The 15,766-nt window shown below is 70.2% G+C and carries 13 protein-coding genes; all 13 read right to left on the bottom strand.

Annotation, left to right across the window (positions count from 1 at the left end):
* Nucleotides 1-3 precede the first annotated feature (3 nt).
* Nucleotides 4-1,776: a dipeptide ABC transporter ATP-binding protein gene (locus tag AC07XP_RS02005; protein ID WP_495263651.1), complete on the bottom strand. Its 1,773-nt coding sequence runs from the start codon at nucleotides 1,774-1,776 to the stop codon at nucleotides 4-6.
* A complete protein-coding gene (locus AC07XP_RS02010; RefSeq protein ID WP_354346998.1) occupies nucleotides 1,773-2,714 on the bottom strand; it encodes an ABC transporter permease in 942 nt (313 codons plus the stop codon). The genes AC07XP_RS02005 and AC07XP_RS02010 overlap by 4 nt, the downstream gene beginning before the upstream one ends.
* A 23-nt stretch (nucleotides 2,715-2,737) precedes the next feature.
* Nucleotides 2,738-3,703 (bottom strand): ABC transporter permease, encoded by a 966-nt coding sequence (locus AC07XP_RS02015; RefSeq protein WP_101491495.1) that lies wholly within the window; start codon nucleotides 3,701-3,703, stop codon nucleotides 2,738-2,740.
* A gap of 7 nt (nucleotides 3,704-3,710) precedes the next feature.
* Nucleotides 3,711-5,300 carry an ABC transporter substrate-binding protein gene (locus tag AC07XP_RS02020; RefSeq protein WP_495263652.1) on the bottom strand — a complete coding sequence of 530 codons (1,590 nt, stop codon included), beginning with the start codon at nucleotides 5,298-5,300 and terminating at the stop codon, nucleotides 3,711-3,713.
* A 164-nt stretch (nucleotides 5,301-5,464) separates the two neighbouring features.
* Nucleotides 5,465-6,676, bottom strand: coding sequence for a YeeE/YedE family protein (locus AC07XP_RS02025; RefSeq protein ID WP_495263653.1), 1,212 nt, complete (start codon nucleotides 6,674-6,676; stop codon nucleotides 5,465-5,467).
* A gap of 127 nt (nucleotides 6,677-6,803) precedes the next feature.
* A complete protein-coding gene (locus AC07XP_RS02030; protein ID WP_095947672.1) occupies nucleotides 6,804-7,754 on the bottom strand; it encodes a sulfurtransferase in 951 nt (316 codons plus the stop codon).
* 119 nt (nucleotides 7,755-7,873) lie between these two features.
* Nucleotides 7,874-8,917 carry an LLM class flavin-dependent oxidoreductase gene (locus AC07XP_RS02035; RefSeq protein ID WP_492685630.1) on the bottom strand — a complete coding sequence of 348 codons (1,044 nt, stop codon included), beginning with the start codon at nucleotides 8,915-8,917 and terminating at the stop codon, nucleotides 7,874-7,876.
* A gap of 19 nt (nucleotides 8,918-8,936) precedes the next feature.
* Nucleotides 8,937-9,863: an ABC transporter substrate-binding protein gene (locus AC07XP_RS02040; protein ID WP_495263654.1), complete on the bottom strand. Its 927-nt coding sequence runs from the start codon at nucleotides 9,861-9,863 to the stop codon at nucleotides 8,937-8,939.
* A gap of 12 nt (nucleotides 9,864-9,875) precedes the next feature.
* Entirely contained in the window at nucleotides 9,876-10,799 is a 924-nt protein-coding gene (locus AC07XP_RS02045) for an ABC transporter substrate-binding protein (protein WP_495263655.1), read from the bottom strand.
* A 40-nt stretch (nucleotides 10,800-10,839) separates the two neighbouring features.
* A complete protein-coding gene (locus AC07XP_RS02050; RefSeq protein WP_495263656.1) occupies nucleotides 10,840-12,657 on the bottom strand; it encodes an amino acid ABC transporter permease/ATP-binding protein in 1,818 nt (605 codons plus the stop codon).
* Nucleotides 12,654-13,190 carry a GNAT family N-acetyltransferase gene (locus tag AC07XP_RS02055; protein WP_159277042.1) on the bottom strand — a complete coding sequence of 179 codons (537 nt, stop codon included), beginning with the start codon at nucleotides 13,188-13,190 and terminating at the stop codon, nucleotides 12,654-12,656. The genes AC07XP_RS02050 and AC07XP_RS02055 overlap by 4 nt, the downstream gene beginning before the upstream one ends.
* On the bottom strand, nucleotides 13,187-14,407 hold the full coding sequence (locus AC07XP_RS02060) for a M20 aminoacylase family protein (RefSeq protein ID WP_495263657.1): 1,221 nt from the start codon (nucleotides 14,405-14,407) through the stop codon (nucleotides 13,187-13,189). Before AC07XP_RS02060 ends, AC07XP_RS02055 begins: the two co-directional genes overlap by 4 nt.
* Nucleotides 14,407-15,747: an LLM class flavin-dependent oxidoreductase gene (locus tag AC07XP_RS02065; protein WP_495263658.1), complete on the bottom strand. Its 1,341-nt coding sequence runs from the start codon at nucleotides 15,745-15,747 to the stop codon at nucleotides 14,407-14,409. Before AC07XP_RS02065 ends, AC07XP_RS02060 begins: the two co-directional genes overlap by 1 nt.
* Nucleotides 15,748-15,766 lie beyond the last annotated feature (19 nt).

Genomic DNA, 15,766 nt, shown 5'->3' on the forward strand with positions numbered 1-15,766 from the left:
GCTTCAGGCCGTGGCGAGCACGGCCGCGGCCGGTGCATGCCGCATGTCCGGCACCGCCGCCATCAACGCCCGCGTGTACGCGTGCTTCGGCGCATCGAGCACCTCGCCCGCGCTCCCCTGCTCCACCAGCCGCCCACGCTGCATCACGCCCACGTCGTCGCACATGTGGCGGATCACGGCGAGGTTGTGGCTGATCAGCAGGTAGGTCAGGCCGAACTCGTCCTGCAGGTCGCGCATGAGGTTCAGCACCTGGGCCTGTACCGACACGTCAAGCGACGAGGTCGGTTCGTCGCAGACGATGAACTCGGGCTGGCTGGCCAGCGCTCGCGCGATGGCGATGCGCTGGCGCTGGCCGCCCGAGAACTGGTGCGGATAGCGCCGCCCGTCGTCGGGCGACATGCGCACGCGGCGCAGCGCCTGGGCGACGCGCTCGGCGGTTTCGTCGGCGCTGGCGGCCAGGCCCAGCACTTCCACCGGCTCGGCGATGAGCCGGTCCACGCGCCAGCGCGGGTTGAGGCTGGCATGCGGGTCCTGGAAGATCATCTGGAAGCGCCGGCGTAGCGCGGCCGTCTGCGCGGCGTCGCCCCAGCGGTCGATGCCGTCGAAATGCACGCTGCCGGCCGTGGGCCGCGTGAGGCCGGCGATCATGCGCGCCACGGTCGACTTGCCCGAGCCCGACTCGCCGACCAGGCCGAAGGTGCGGCCGCGCGCGATGTCGAAGCTCACGCCGTCGACCGCGTGCAGCACTTTCTTCGGCTGGCGCGCGAGCGTGCGCACGAGCCAGCCGGCCGAGAGATCGAACTCGCGCGACAGACCCTGCACGCGGATCAGCGGCGGGCTGTCGGCCGGTGCCGGCGGCGCCACGGTCTCGGCCTGCGCGGGCGGCAGCGCGGCAGCCGCGGCGATGTCCGCGCCGATCTCCGGCACCGGCAGCCGATGCAGCCTGTCGTGCACCGAGGGAATCGCGGCCATCAGTGCGCGCGTGTACGGCTCGCGCGGGTGGTCGAGCACCTGGCGCACCGGGCCGGTCTCGAGCACGCGGCCCTGGTACATCACCATCACGCGGTCGGCCGCCTCGGCGATCACGCCCATGTCGTGCGTGATGAGCATCGCGGCCGTGCCGCGCTCGCGGCAGACGCGCCGGAACACACGGATCACCTGCGCCTGCACCGACACGTCGAGCGCGGTGGTGGGCTCGTCGGCAATCAGCAGCTGCGGCTCGGCGCACAGCGCGAGTGCAATTGCCACGCGCTGGCGCATGCCGCCCGAGAACTGGTGCGGGTACTGGTCGATGCGGCTTTCGGGGTCGGGAATCTCCACGTCGGCCAGCAGCGCCAGCGCGCGCCGGCGCGCCTCGGGCTCGCTCACGGGCAGGTGCGTGCGGATGGTCTCGATGAGGTGCCTACCGATCGGGTAGACCGGGTTCAGGCTGGTCAGCGGGTCCTGGAACACGCTGCCGATGCGGCGCCCGCGCACGCGGCGCATGTCTTCGCCGCGCAGCGTGTCGATGCGCTCGCCGTGCAGCTCGACCGTGCCGCCCGCGATGCGCCCCGGCGGCGGCACCAGGCCGATGACGGCCGCGCCGACCATCGACTTGCCCGCGCCCGACTCGCCGACCACGCCCAGGATTTCGCCCGGTGCGATCTCGAACGAGACGCCATCGAGCACCTGCACCGTGCCCCGGTGCGTGTCGAAGGCCACGTCCAGCCCGCGCACCCGCAGCACGGGCGTTTCGCCGCTGGGTGACGGCCATGGCGAGGGGTCGCGCGCGCTCATTGCAGCCTCGGGTTCAGGGCGTCGCGCAGCCAGTCGCCCGCCAGGTTGACCGACAGCGCCAGCGCCAGCAGCACCAGCGCGGGAAACAGCAGGATCCACCACTCGCCCGAGAACAGGAAGCCCTGCCCGATGCGGATCAGCGTGCCCAGCGACGGCTGCGTGGGCGGCAGGCCCACGCCCAGGTACGACAGCGTCGACTCCGCCACGATGGCCAGCGCGAAGCTGATGGTTGCAATCACCAGCACCGGCGCCAGCAGGTTCGGCAGGATGTGCCGCACCAGGATGCCGGTGCGCGAGCGGCCGATGATCTGCGCGGCGGCCACGTAGTCCTTGTGCTTCTCGAGCATCACCGCCCCGCGCACCGTGCGCGCGTACTGCACCCATTCCGACAGCCCGATGGCCGCCACGATCACGTACACCGCCATGTCGTCGCGGTAGCCCTCGGGCAGCAGGCCGCGCGCAATGCCGAAGATCAAGAGCGCCACCAGCAGCACCGGAAAGGTCAGCTGCACATCGGCCACGCGCATCACCAGCGTGTCGAACCAGCCGCCCGCATAGCCGGCCGCCAGCCCGAGTGGCACGCCGATGACCAGCGACAGCCCCACCGCGCTCACGCCCACCAGCAGCGACATGCGCAGCCCGTAGAGGATGGCCGAGAACACGTCGCGCCCCTGGTCGTCGGCGCCCAGCGGGTAGAAGGCGCCCGAGGCGCCCTGCTGCCCCGGCGGCGTGAAGGCGTCGATCAGGTCGAGCACGGCCGGATCGAAGGGGTCTTGCCGCGCGATCCACGGCGCGAACAACGAGGCCAGCGCGACCAGCAGCAGCACGAAGGCCGCCAGCTGCACGGTGCGCGAGCGTGCGAAGGCGCGCAGCACGGGCGACTCGGCGTTACGCCAGCGGCGCGGCGCGGGGGCGCCGGTCGGAGAAGGAAGCGTCATTCGGAAAAAAAAGCAGGAAGGAGTCAGGCGCGTCGCAGGCGCGGATCGACCAGCACGTAGAGCAGGTCGACGATGAAATTGATCGCCACGTACAGCAGCGCAATCAGCAGCAGGTAGGCCGCCACCACCGGCACGTCCACCCCCTGGATAGAGGTGATGAACAGCAGCCCCACGCCCGGCCACTGGAACACCGTCTCGGTGACGATGGCAAAGGCCACCAGCGAGCCGATCTGCAGCCCGGTGATGGTGATGACCGGGATCAGCGTGTTGCGCAGCGCATGGCCGTAGTTCAGGTCGCGCTCGCGCAGCCCGCGCGCGCGGCCGAAGCGGATGTAGTCGGCGCGCAGCACCTCCAGCATCTCGGCGCGCACCAGCCGCATGATCAGCGTCAGCTTGTACAGGCCCAGCGTCAGCGCAGGCATCAGCAGCGAGGCCCAGCCCGAGGCCGTGAGCAGCCCGGTGCTCCAGCCGCCCAGCTGCACCGTGTCGCCACGCCCGAACGAGGGCAACCAGCGCAGCTCGACCGCGAACAGGTAGATGAGCCCGATGCCGATCAGGAAGGTCGGCAGCGACACACCGACCAGCGACACCGCCATGACCGCGCGGCTGGCCACGCTGTCGCGCCGGATCGCGGTGTACACGCCCAGCGCCACGCCGCCCGCCACCGCCAGCACGGCCGCCACCAGCGCCAGCTCCAGCGTGGCCGGCAACCGCTCGGCGATGAGCTCGACCACCGGCCGCTTCAGCCGGTACGACACGCCCAGGTCGCCCTGCAGCGCGTGGCCCACGTAGCGCAGGTACTGCACCGGCACCGGGCGGTCGAAACCCAGCTCGGCCGTCAGCGCGGCGCGCTCTTCGATCGTGGCGTCTTCGCCGAGCAGGCTGATGGTCGGGTCGCCGATGTGGCGGAACACCAGGAAGGACACGAACGACACCGCCAGCAGCACCAGCACGGACTGGCCGAGCCGGCGCAAGAGATGAACCCACATGGTGTGCTCAGGGCTTCGCCACCTTCACGTTCTTGAAGAACACGCTGCCGTCGGGGCTGACCGGAATGTCCAGCTTCGGGGTCGAGGCGAAGTTGAGCACCTGGTCGTGCAGCGCGATGTAGATGCGCTCCTTCTGCACGGTCTGCCAGATGCTTTTGATGGTGGCGTCGCGTTTCGCCTTGTCGCTTTCGGCGGCCAGCGATGCGATCTGCGCGTCGACCTCGGCGTTGCTGTAGCCGGTGGCGTTGGTCGGACCGCGGCCGTCCTTGCCGCGCGTGTGCACCAGATAGTCGAAGATGTAGGCCGAGTCGTAGGTCGGCACGCCCCAGCCGAACAGGTAGAAGTCGGTGTCGGCCGAGTTGATGGCCGTGCTGTGCAGCGCGATCGGGCGCGCCGCCACCGTGGTCTTGATGCCGATGCGCCCGAGGAAGCCCGACACCGCCGTGCTGATGGCCTCGTCGTTCACGTAGCGGTCGTTCGGCGTGTGCAGCGTGATCGCAAAGCCGTTCGGGTAGCCGGCCTCGGCCAGCAGCTTCTTCGCCTGCGCCGCGTTGGCCTTCGGGTAGGCCGCGAAAGCCTTCTCGTAGCCGTGCACGAACGGCGGCGCGATGATGCCCGAGGGATTCGACAGCCCACGCATCACCGCCGCCTTGATCGCGTCGCGGTCGATGGCCAGGCCGATGGCCTCGCGCACCTTCGGGTCGGCCAGCGGGTTCTTGCCCTTCACGTCGGCGTACTTGAGCTCCTTCGCGCCCACGTTCAGGCCCAGGAAGATCGAGCGGTTCTCGGGCCCTTCGGTCACGCGCAGGCGCTTGTCGGCCTTGAGCCGGCCCACGTCCTGCGCCGGCAGGTCCTGCACGAAATCGACCTCGCCCGACAGCAGCGCGGCCACGCGCGTCGCGGGCGACTTGATCGGCACGTAGACCAGCTCGGTCACGTCCAGCGGAAACTGGCCGCGGCCCCAGTACTGCGGAAACTGCTTGAGCACCGTGCGCGCATCGACCTCGCGCGAGGCCAGCACGTAGGGGCCGGTGCCGTTCTCGTTGCGGGTGGCGAAGTTCTCGGTCTTGCTGGCCACGTCCTGCGACTGCTCGGCCTTGTTCGCCTTGGCCCAGGCCTCGTTCAGGATGAAGAGGTTCGTGAGGTTGTTCGGGAAGATCAGGTTCGGGCCCTTGGTGCGTACATGCACCGTGAGCGGATCGACCTTCTTCACCTCGGCCACCGACGACAGCAGCGACTTGAGCGCCGAGCTCGGCGCCTGCGCGCGCTGCAGCGAGAACACCACGTCGTCGGCCGTGAGCAGCGCGCCGTCGTGGAACTTGACGCCGGGGCGCAGCTTGAACTCCCACACCGTCGGATCGGCCGTGAGCTTCCACGAGGTGGCCAACGCGGGCTGCAGCTTGCTGTCGGCACCGCGCAGGATCAGCGGCTCGTAGATCTGGTGCAGCAACCCGAAGTTGGTGCCGGTGTTGACCGCATGCGGGTCGAGCGTGGCGGGGTCGGCGCTGCGTGCCCATCGCACGGTTTCGGCGGCGGCAACAGGCGCCTGCAGCAGGCCGGCGGCCAGCAGGGCCGCGGTCAGGAGTGGTCGGAGCATGGAATCCCTCGGGTGTTCTTTGGAAGAGAAGACAGGCGGACGACCGCGCGGGGCGGCGTTGTCCTGTGCCTGTGCGTGAGGGACTGTGCCCTGCCCCGCGTCGTCCCGAAAGAAGGACTCCGCATATGGAAATGCGGTGCCTGCCGCGCGGCGATGAATGGCGGTCACGCCCTCACAGCAAGACGCTTCAATCGCAGCCCGCCCCACACCGCCAGCAGCACGCTCGCACCGAACACCCAGCCCGACAGCGCGCCGGCCATCGTGCCCGACAGCAGGTTGCCGACCGTGCAGCCCAGCCCGGTCATCGCGCCCCACCCCAGCAGCAGACCCCCGCCGAGGCCACGCACCACCTGCCCTCCGGTCGGCCACGCGGGCCTGAACTGCCCGCTCGCGAGCGCCGCGGCCAGTGCGCCCGCCACGAGGCCGCCGACCAGCAGTGCGTTGGGCGTCTGCCAGAGGCTTTCGACCACCGCCGTCACGCAGCCACCGAAGCCGTCGAGCCCGTCCAGCCGCTGCGGCAGCAGGCCGTGCGCGTTGCCGAGGTCGCGCGCGGCGCTGCCGAGCGCGGCCGTCACGCCCAGCGGGCGCAGCCGCAGCACCACGATCACGGCGATCGCACCGACCGCGAGGCCGCCCCACGCATACGGCCAGCGCCCGTGCAGCAGGCGACGCGCGGCGTCGATGAAGCGGCGCGGCGTAGACGACGCCGCCTCGCCCGCCGGCAGCTTCCGCCAGAGACAGGCGGCGAGCGCCGCGAGCACCGCCAGTTGCAGCGCGGCCGAGCCCGCATAGCCCAGGTGATGCGGCAGCCACACGACGGGCGCGGTGGCGATGGTGGCGCTGTAGAGCCAGTTCCAGCTCGTGAATCCCAACAAGAACCCTACGCCGGCACCGAGCAGCGCGAACGGCGCGGTCGGCGAGCCTTCGCCCAGCCGGTACCAGTGCGCGCTGATGCACGAGCCCGAAACGACCATGCCCGCGCCGAAGGCCAGCCCCGCGAGCACCAAGGCGCCGCTGACCGGCCCGATGTGCGCATCGGGCGGCAGTCGCCCCGACTGCGGCACGGGCAGCCAGCCGGTCATGACGACGTGCATGCCCACGGTGCCGACCGCGAGCGCGGCCACGATGGCCAGCAGGCCGCGTGCATCGCCACCCTCGAAGTAGTCGCGCGCATGGCAGTAGAAGCAGAAGCGCGAGCGCTGCAGCACCACGCCGAGCACCGCGCCCAGCCCGAGCGCGAAGGCCAGCGCACGGCCGCCGCTGCGCTCGCCGAGCAGGTGCACGCTGGCGGCGACCAGCAACAACACGACGACCGCAGCGGCCAGGCCCGTGCGAGAAAGCGGCACAGGCGCCGCATGGATTGACGAAGCGGACATGCCCCGGTTCCTCTTTCTTGGGTCCAAAAAAAAGCGAGCCCGAGGGCTCGCCCAATGTCGCTCATCAGAGAGGCCGCGAGGTCCCTCCAACGCCGACTCACCTCGAACTCATCTCACCTCAACTCATTCATTTGGACGCCCACACCGTGCCGGCCGGGTTGTTGACCGGCACGCCGACGGCGTTGCCGTACTCGGTCCACGAGCCGTCGTAGTTGCGCACGTTCTTGTAGCCCAGGATCTTGTGCAGCGCGAACCAGGTGTGGCTCGAGCGCTCGCCGATGCGGCAGTAGGTGATGGCCGGCTTGCTGCCGTCGATGCCGACGGCCGCGTAGATCGCCTTCAGCTCGGCGGCCGACTTGAAGGTGCCGTCTTCGTTCACCGCGCGGCCCCAGGGCACGTTGGCCGCGCCGGGCACGTGGCCCGCGCGCACCGCCAGTTCGGCGGCGCCGGCCGGCGCGAAGATCTTGCCGCTGTACTCGTCGGCCGAGCGGATGTCGACCAGCTTCGCGTCGGAGCGGCCCTCGGCCACCGCCAGCACGTCGGCCAGCCGCGCGCGCAGCTGCGGGTTGGGCTGCGTCACCTTGAAGCGCGTGGCGACGTGCTCGGGCGCGCGGTTGTCGAGCACGCGGTTCTCGGCCTCCCACTTCTTGCGCCCGCCGTCGAGCAGCTTCACGTTCTGCACGCCGTACTGGTCGAACACCCAGGCGCCCCAGGCGGCGAACCAGTTGTTGGTGTCGCCGTAGAGGATCACGGTGGTGTCCTTGTCGACACCGGCTGTCGACAGCAGCTTCTCGAACTCCGCCTGGCTCACGATGTCGCGGCGCACGCGGTCGTTGAGGTCGTTGTGCCACGAGAAGTTCACCGCGCCCGGGATGTGGCCGCGCTCGTACAGGCCCGGGTTCACGCTGACCTCGATCACGCGCAGCTTCGGGTTGCGCAGATTCTTCTCGAGCCAGTCGGTGGAGACCAGCGGGCCGCTGCCGTCGGCCGAGGCCTGCGCGAAGGCCGACGGTGCGGTGGCCAGGAAGGTCAGCGTAGCGAGGGACGCGGCGCGCCACCATCTGCTGAAGATCGACATGCGGGACTCCTTGTGTTGAATGGAAGACATCTGAAACAGATCAGAGCGAACTCTAGGCAGGCAGCACGCGATCACCAACGAAGCGTTTGCGATAAGCGCATGCGCAAAGCGTCTGAGGCTCAGGCGAGCGCGAGCGCTTCATGTGGCAGCTCGGCGCGCACGCGCCAGCCCAGTTCGGGCGCGATGCGCACGGCGATGTCGTCCAGGATCTGCTCGTAAGCCTCGCTGTCGAAGTTGTAGGGCAGCTCCACGCGCAGCTCGCTCACCAGCGGCAGCACGGGGTCGCGGTGCAGGCGCTCCAGGATCTCGTCGGCGCTGCCCACGAGGTCGCCGGCGAACAGCGTGCGGCGTTCGCCCTGCGGCGACAGCGTGCGCTCGACGCGGCCCGCCGCGAACGCGCGGTAGCGGCGCCGCGTGGCGGCATCGGCGCCGTCCAGCGGCACGATCACGCGGCCCAGCGCGATCCGCCCGCGCCGCGCGCCCGGCACTTCGCTGGCGCGGTAGCGTTCGACGAGGCCGGTCTGCGCCTCGAGGAAGTCGTCGGTGGTCTCGCCCGTGAGCACGTTGCCCAGCAGCAGGTGAAAGCCGTTGCGCCCCGCCCATTCGGCCGAGCGCAGCGACCCGCCGCCGTACCAGAGCCGCCCGACGAGGCCGGGCGCATAGGGCTGCACGCGCGGACGCACGCGCCCGCCGGCCGATTCGACCACCGTGTCTTCGTCGCCCAACAGCACGTCTTCGAGGTTCGCGCGCAGCCGCGCCACGCGCTTGTGCGTGAAGTCGACCGTGGCCGGCGGCGCGTCCTGGAAGCGACCGCCCAGCAAGGCGCCGTGCGGCGGCGCGCCCGCGCTCAGGCCCACCTGCAGGCGGCCGCGCGAGAGCACGTCGACGGTGGCCAGGTCTTCGGCGAGCCGGAACGGGTTTTCGTAGCCCATCTGGATCACGGCCGCGCCGAGTTCGATGCGGCGCGTGCGCTGCGTGGCGGCGGCCAGGAAGGTCGGCGCCGACGACACGGCGCGCTCCAGGTGGCGCTGGCGCACCCAGGCGCTGTCGAAGCCGCGCCGCTCGCCGAATTCAAAGAGCCGCAGCGCGGCCTCGAGGCCCGCGTGCGGGTCAGCCTCGTCGTAGTTGCCGGGCGTGAGGAAACCGATGTGATGGATGGTCATGGTCGTGGGGTTCGCAGGGTCAGAACTTCGGCAACCCCGGCGGGTTGACCTCCGATTTCGGCAGCGCCTCTTCGGCGAGGCGCCAGCGCGCGAGCGCCTTGGCGTAGGTGCCGCTGCGGATCAGGTTGTTGGCCGCGGTGGTGAGCGCCACCGCCAGGCCGCTGCCCTTGCGCGTGGCCACGGCCACGTCCGACTTCAGCGGCCAGCCCGCGTTCACGGTGCCGGCCAGCCGCAGCTGCCCGTTCTTCGCGGCCTCGTAGGCCTGCGGTGCGTTGGGGTTGAAGTTGGCATCGACGCGCTTCGTCGTCACGGCCAGCCAGCGCGTCACATCGTCGTCGTAGTACTGGATCGACACCGGCTTCAGGCCCGCGGCCACGTTCTGCCGGTCCCATTCGAGCAGGATGCGTTCCTGGTTGGTGCCGGCGCCGGTCGTGAGCTTCAGGCCCGCCACGTCCTTCGGCTCCTTGATCGACTGGATGGCGCTGTCGGTGCGCACGTAGAAGCCGTGCAGCCCGAGCCGGTAGGTCGAGAAGTCGAACTTCTCCTTGCGCTGCTCGGTCACGCCCACGTTGGAGATCACGGCGTCGTACTTGCCCGAGCTCAGGCCCAGTGGCCAGTCGGCCCAGGCGACGGGCCGCAGCTCCAGCTTCAGGCCCAGCGCCTCGGCGATGAGGTGGGCAAAGTCGGGGTCGAAGCCCACCACCGTCTTCGCGTCGGTGCCATAGGTGGAGATCGGCGGCGCGAACGGCGCGATGGCGATGGTCAGCACGCCCTCCTTCACGAACTTGAAGCTCGGCGGAATGGCGTTGACGGCCTCGGCGTCCTTGCCGGTGTGCAGGCGGCCCTTCTGCTCGGGGCTGAAGTCGAAGGTGTCGGCGGCGTGCGCCGGCGCGAACGCCATCAGCCCGAGGGCGGCCAGCGCCCCCAGTTTTCTCTTGAGCGACATGGTCCCCTCCCCTCAGTTCTTCGGCAGGCCGGGCGGGTTGGTGCGCGCCACCTCGATGGCCTCGGACGCCAGGTTCCAGCGCGACAGCGCCTTGCCGTAGTTGCCGTTCTTGATCTGCGTGTTCAGCGCGAGCGTCACGGCCTCGGCAATGCCCGAGCCCTTGCGCGAGGTGACGGCGATCTCGGCGTTGAGCGGCCAGCCGCCCGACACCAGGCCCGCGAGCCGGGTCTTGCCGTCGCGCGCCTCGTAGGCGGCGATGGCGTTGGGGCCCACGTAGGCGTCGGCGCGGCCCGACTGGATGGCCAGGCGCTGCACCACATCGTCGTCGTAGTACTGGATCTCGATGGGCTTGAGGCCGGCGGCAATGTTCTGCTTGTTCCAGCGCAGCAGGATCTGCTCCTGGTTCGTGCTGGCCGTCACGATGAGCTTCAGGCCCGCGATGTCCTTCGGTTCCTTGATGGGCCCGAGCTTGCTGTCCGACTTCACGTAGATGCCCAGCTGGTCGTTGCGGTAGGTCGAGAAGTCGAACTTCTCCTTGCGCTCCTCGGTCACGGTCACGTTGGACACCACCACGTCGAACTTGCCCGACTGCAGGCCCAGCGGCCAGTCGGCCCAGGCGGTGGACACCAGCTCCAGCTTGCGCCCCAGGCTGTCGGCCACGAGCTGCGCGATGTCGGGCGCGTTGCCCACGGGTGTCTTGGTGTCGGTGGCGTAGGCCGCGAACGGCAGCCGGCCGGTGGTGGTGCCCACGACGAGCACGCCTTCCTTGAGGAACTTGAAGTCCTTCGCGAGCCGCACGGCCTCGTCGATCTTCTGCGCGCGCGGGCGGCCCGGCTGCTCGGGGCTCAGGTCGGGCGCCGGAGCGGTCTGGGCCGTGGCGGCCAGGGGCAGCAAGGCCGCCAGGAGAACGGACAGGAGAAGGCGTCGATGGGTCATGAAAAGCGGTCGGTTGGAAAAAGAGAAAAGACGAAAAAACTCAGAGCACCTTGGCCAGGAACTCGGCCGTGCGCGGATGCCTCGGCGCGTTGAACACCTGCTCGGGCGTGCCGGTCTCGAGGATGCGGCCCTGCTCCATGAAGACCACGGTGTCGGCCACCTCGCGGGCAAAGCCGATCTCGTGCGTCACGATGACCAGCGTGGTGCCGGAGCTCGCGAGTTCCTCGATCACCGCGAGCACCTCGCCCACCAGCTCGGGGTCGAGCGCCGAGGTGGGCTCGTCGAACAGCAGCACCTTGGGCTTGAGCGCCAGCGCCCGCGCGATCGCCACGCGCTGCTGCTGGCCGCCCGAGAGCTGGCGCGGGTAGGCGCCCTTGCGGTCGGCCAGGCCGACACGGGCCAGCAGGTCGGTGGCCAGCGCCTCGGCCTCGGCGCGCGGCAGGCCGCGCACCGACTGCGGCGCCTCGACGATGTTCTCCAGCACCGTGAGGTGCGGGAACAGGTTGAAGTTCTGGAACACCATGCCCACGTCGACGCGGCGCGTGAGGATGTCCTTCTCGTGCAGCTCGTACAGCGTGTCGGCGTCGCGCCGGTAGCCGATGAGCTCGCCGTCGATGGCAATGAAGCCGTCGTCCACGCGCTCCAGGTGGTTGATGGTGCGCAGCAGCGTCGACTTGCCCGAGCCCGAGGGCCCGAGGATCACGGTGACGCTGCCGCGCGGCGCGGTGAAGGTCACGTCGTCGAGCACCTGCAGCGCGCCGAAGCGCTTGGACACGCCGTGGATCGTCACCTCGCCGCCCGGCGCGCGCGAGCCGTTCCAGCGCGGCACCTGCGCGGGGGCCGGCGCCGGTGCCGACACGGGCACCACGGCCGGCGCCCTGCCCCGCGCCCACAGCCCGTGCACCACGCCGCCCAGCCACGAGCGCGGCGCATGGCGCAGGGCCCCGCGCGAGAAATGCCGCTCGATGTAGTGCTGCGCCACCGACAGAACCGTGAGGATCACGAGGTACCACACGGTCGCCACCATGAGCAGCGGAATCACTTCCAGGTTGCGCCGGTAGATGATCTGGATCGTGTAGAACAGCTCGGGCAGCGCCAGGATGTAGAGGTTCGAGGTGCCCTTGGCCAGCCCGATGATGTCGTTGAAGGCCGTCGGCAGGATGCTGCGCATGGCCTGCGGCAGCACGATGCGCGAGGCCTGGCGTCGGCGCGAAAGGCCCAGTGCAGCCGCTGCCTCGAGCTGGCCCTGGTCCACCGACAGGATGCCCCCGCGCACGATCTCCGAAGCGAAGGCCGCCTGGTTCAGCGTGAGTCCCAGCAGCGCCGCCACGAAGGGGCTGATGAGCTGCGTGGTCGGGTACGAGAAGAATGTGAGGTCGGTGAACGGCACGCCCAGCGACACGGTCTCGTACAGGTAGCCCAGGTTGTTGATGATCAAGAGCAGCACGATCACCGGCACCGAACGGAAGAGCCAGGTGAACAACCAGGCCAGCCGCGCCAGCAGCGGCGAGCGCGACACCCGTGCCAGCGCCAGCCCCGTGCCGAAGAAGAAGCCCAGCACCGCGCCCAGTGCCGTGAGCAGCAGCGTGCGGCCCAGCCCGGCCAGCACCGGCTCCGAGAAGAACCACTGCGCGAACACCGGCCAACCCCAGCGCGGGTTGGTCAGCACCGAATGCAGCACGAGGCCGATCACCGCCACCGCGAAGACGGTGCCGACGGTGCGCGCCGGGTAGGTTGCGGGGACGATGCGAAAGTGCGAGTAGTCGCCCTTGGCGGGCGGTGCCGCATCGCTGCGGCGCAGGGGGGCCGTGGGGGTACGAGGCTCCGGGCCGGCGTCGAGCACGGTGGTCGTGTTCATCGCGACACCGCTCCGCTCAGCGCCGCACCCGCGCGGCCTTGCGTGGCCCACTGCGCCAGGTGCTTCTCGAACGGCAGCTTGCGCGGCGTCTCGGGGTCGGCGTCGTCGGTGAAGAGCGCCGTGTAGCCATGGCTGCGGTACAGGCCCACGGCCTCGGGCTGGCGAAAGCCGGTCGTGAGGTAGATGCGCTCGTAGCCCTGGCGCAGCACCTGCGCCTCCAGCTCCGCCAGCACGCGGCTGGCCAGGCCCTGGCGGCGCAGCGCGCCGTGCGTCCACACGCGCTTGAGCTCGGCGGTGCGCTCGTCGTGGCGCATGAAGGCGCCGCCGCCGATCGCCACGCCGTCGCGCAGCAGCAGCACGAAGTTGCCGTGCGGCGGTGCGAACACCTCGGGCGCGTAGCGGTCGATCTCGCGCGGTGCGCCGGGCTCGCGCAGCACGTCGCCGTAGCGGCTGTCGTACTCGAAGGTGAGCCCTTCGATCAACGGCCGGGCCAGCGGGTCCAGCGGCGTGGTGTAGAGAAACTGTTCGCTCATGGGGTGGTTTCCTGGGTGTCGCCGTCGGCGGAAAGAAAACGCTCGGCCAGCCGGGCCCAGTACACGGCCGCGGGCGCTAGGATCGCGTCGTTGAAGTCGTAGCGCGGGCTGTGCAGCGAGGCGCTCTCGCCGTTGCCGAAGAACACGTAGCTGCCGGGACGCGCCTGCAGCATGTAGGCAAAGTCTTCGCTGGCGGTGCGCGGGCGGAAGGCCGGGTCGACCCGTTGCGCGCCGAAGGTGTCGAGTGCCACGGCGCGTGCGAAGGCGGTTTCTTCGACGTGGTTGACCACCGGTGGAAAGCCCGGGCGGTAGTCGACCTCGGCCTGCGCACCGAAGCTCTCGGCCTGTGCCCGCGCCAGCGCGGGGATGCGCTGTGCCAGCAGCGCTCGCACCTCGGGCTTGAACGAACGCGCCGTGAGCTTGAGCTCGACGGTGTTCGGAATCACGTTGGAGGCCTCGCCGCCGTGGATGGAGCCCACCGTGATCACGCCCATGTCCAGCGGATCGACGTTGCGCGCCACCACGGTCTGCAGCGCCGCGATCAGGTGCGCGCTCGCGACCACGGGGTCCACCGTCTCGTGCGGCTGTGCGCCATGGCCGCCCTTGCCGCGCACCGTGATGTGCGCCTGGTCGATGGCCGCCATCGCGGGCCCGGTGACGCAGCCCACGTGCCCTGCCCCCACGCCGGGCCAGTTGTGCAGGCCGAAGACGGCGTCGCACGGGAAGCGCGTGAACAGGCCCTCGTCGATCATCTTCTTGGCGCCCGCACCGAGTTCTTCGGCGGGCTGGAAGATCAGGTGCAGCGTGCCGCGAAAAGTGCCCGCCTCGGCCAGGAAGCGCGCCGCCGCGAGCAGGATCGCCGTGTGGCCGTCGTGGCCGCAGGCGTGCATCACGCCCGCGTTCTCGCTGGCGTACGGCAGGCCCGTGGCCTCGTGGATCGGCAGCGCGTCCATGTCGGCGCGGATGCCGAGGCTGCGCCCCGGCCCGCGCCGCAGCGTGCCCACCACGCCGGTACCGGCCAGGCCGGTCGTGACCTCGTAGCCCCAGGCCGCGAGCCGCTCGGCCACGAGGGCCGAGGTGCGGTGCTCCTTGAACGACAGCTCGGGGTGCTGGTGAATGTCGCGTCGCAGCGCAATGAATTCGTCGCCGTAGCCGGCGATGGTGGATTCGACGCGGTGGATGTCTTTCAGGGCCGGTCGTGGCAGCGCGGCGCCCATCAGGCGGCCTTGCGCTCGGCGGTGGCGCCGCCCTGCGGCGCGGCATGGCGGCTCGCCTTGCGCGGCAGGCCCAGGTGGTCGCGCAGGGTCTGGCCGGGCAGCGTGCGCTGGTAGCGGCCGCGCGCCTCCAGCGCGGGAACCACGAATTCGATGAAATCGTCCAGGCCCTGCCCCAGCACCGGAAAGCCGAGGATGAAGCCGTCGGCCGCGCCCTCGTCCACCCAGCGGATGATCTCGTCGGCGATGCGCTCGCCGGTGCCCACGAACTGCGTGCGCGGCGTGGCGACTTCGAGCGCCACCTCGCGCAGCGTCTGGCCCTTGGCCTTGGCATTGGCCTTGATGCGGTCGGTGGTCGAGCGAAAGCTGTTGCGGCCGATCTCGCCCAGCTCGGGGAACGGCGCATCGAGCGGGTACTGGCTGAAGTCGTGGTGGTCGAAGAAGCGGCCCAGGTAGGCCAGCGCCTCCTCGACCGTCAGCAGCGCGCGGATGGCCAGGTACTTGGCCTCGGCCTCGGCTTCCGTGGCCGCCACCACCGGGCCGATGCCCGGGAAGATCTTCACGTCGCCGGCCTGCCGCCCCTGCGCCACGGCGCTGGCCTTCACCTGCTTGAGGAAGGCGCGCGTGTCTTCGAGCGAGGGCGAATGCGTGAACACCGCGTCGGCGTACTTGCCCGCCAGGCCGATGCCCGCGTCCGACGAGCCGGCCTGGAAGATCACCGGCTGGCCCTGCGGCGAACGCTGGATGTTCAGCGGCCCCGCCACCTGGAAGAAGCGGCCCTTGTGGTCCAGCGTGTGCAGCTTGTCGCGGTCGAAGAAGCGGCCGCTCTCGCGGTCGCGCACGAAGGCGTCGTCGTCCCAGCTGTCCCACAGGCCCTGCGTCACGGCCAGGTACTCGTCGGCGATCTCGTAGCGCAGCGCGTGCTCGGGGTGGGCGCGGCTGTAGTTCTTGGCGCTGCCTTCCAGCGGTGTGGTCACCACGTTCCAGCCCGCGCGCCCGCCGCTGATGAGGTCGAGCGAGGCGAACTGCCGCGCCACCGTGAACGGGTCGCTGTACGAGCTGGAGATGGTGCCCGCCAGGCCGATCTTCGAGGTGACGGCGGCCAGCGCCGAGAGGATGGAAATCGGCTCGAAGCGATTGAGAAAGTGCGGGATCGACTTCTCGTTGATGTAGAGCCCGTCGGCCACGAAGGCGAAGGCGATGCCCGCGGCCTCGGCCTTCTGCGCGCTGCGGATGAAGAAGTCGAGGTTGACGCTGGCATCGGCCGGGCCGCCCGGGTGCTTCCAGGCATTCATGTGGCTGCCGGCCCCTTGCAGCATGACGCCGAACTGGATGTTGCTCATGACGATCGTTCTTGTGATG

This window comes from Variovorax sp. GW531-E2, from assembly GCF_059423125.1.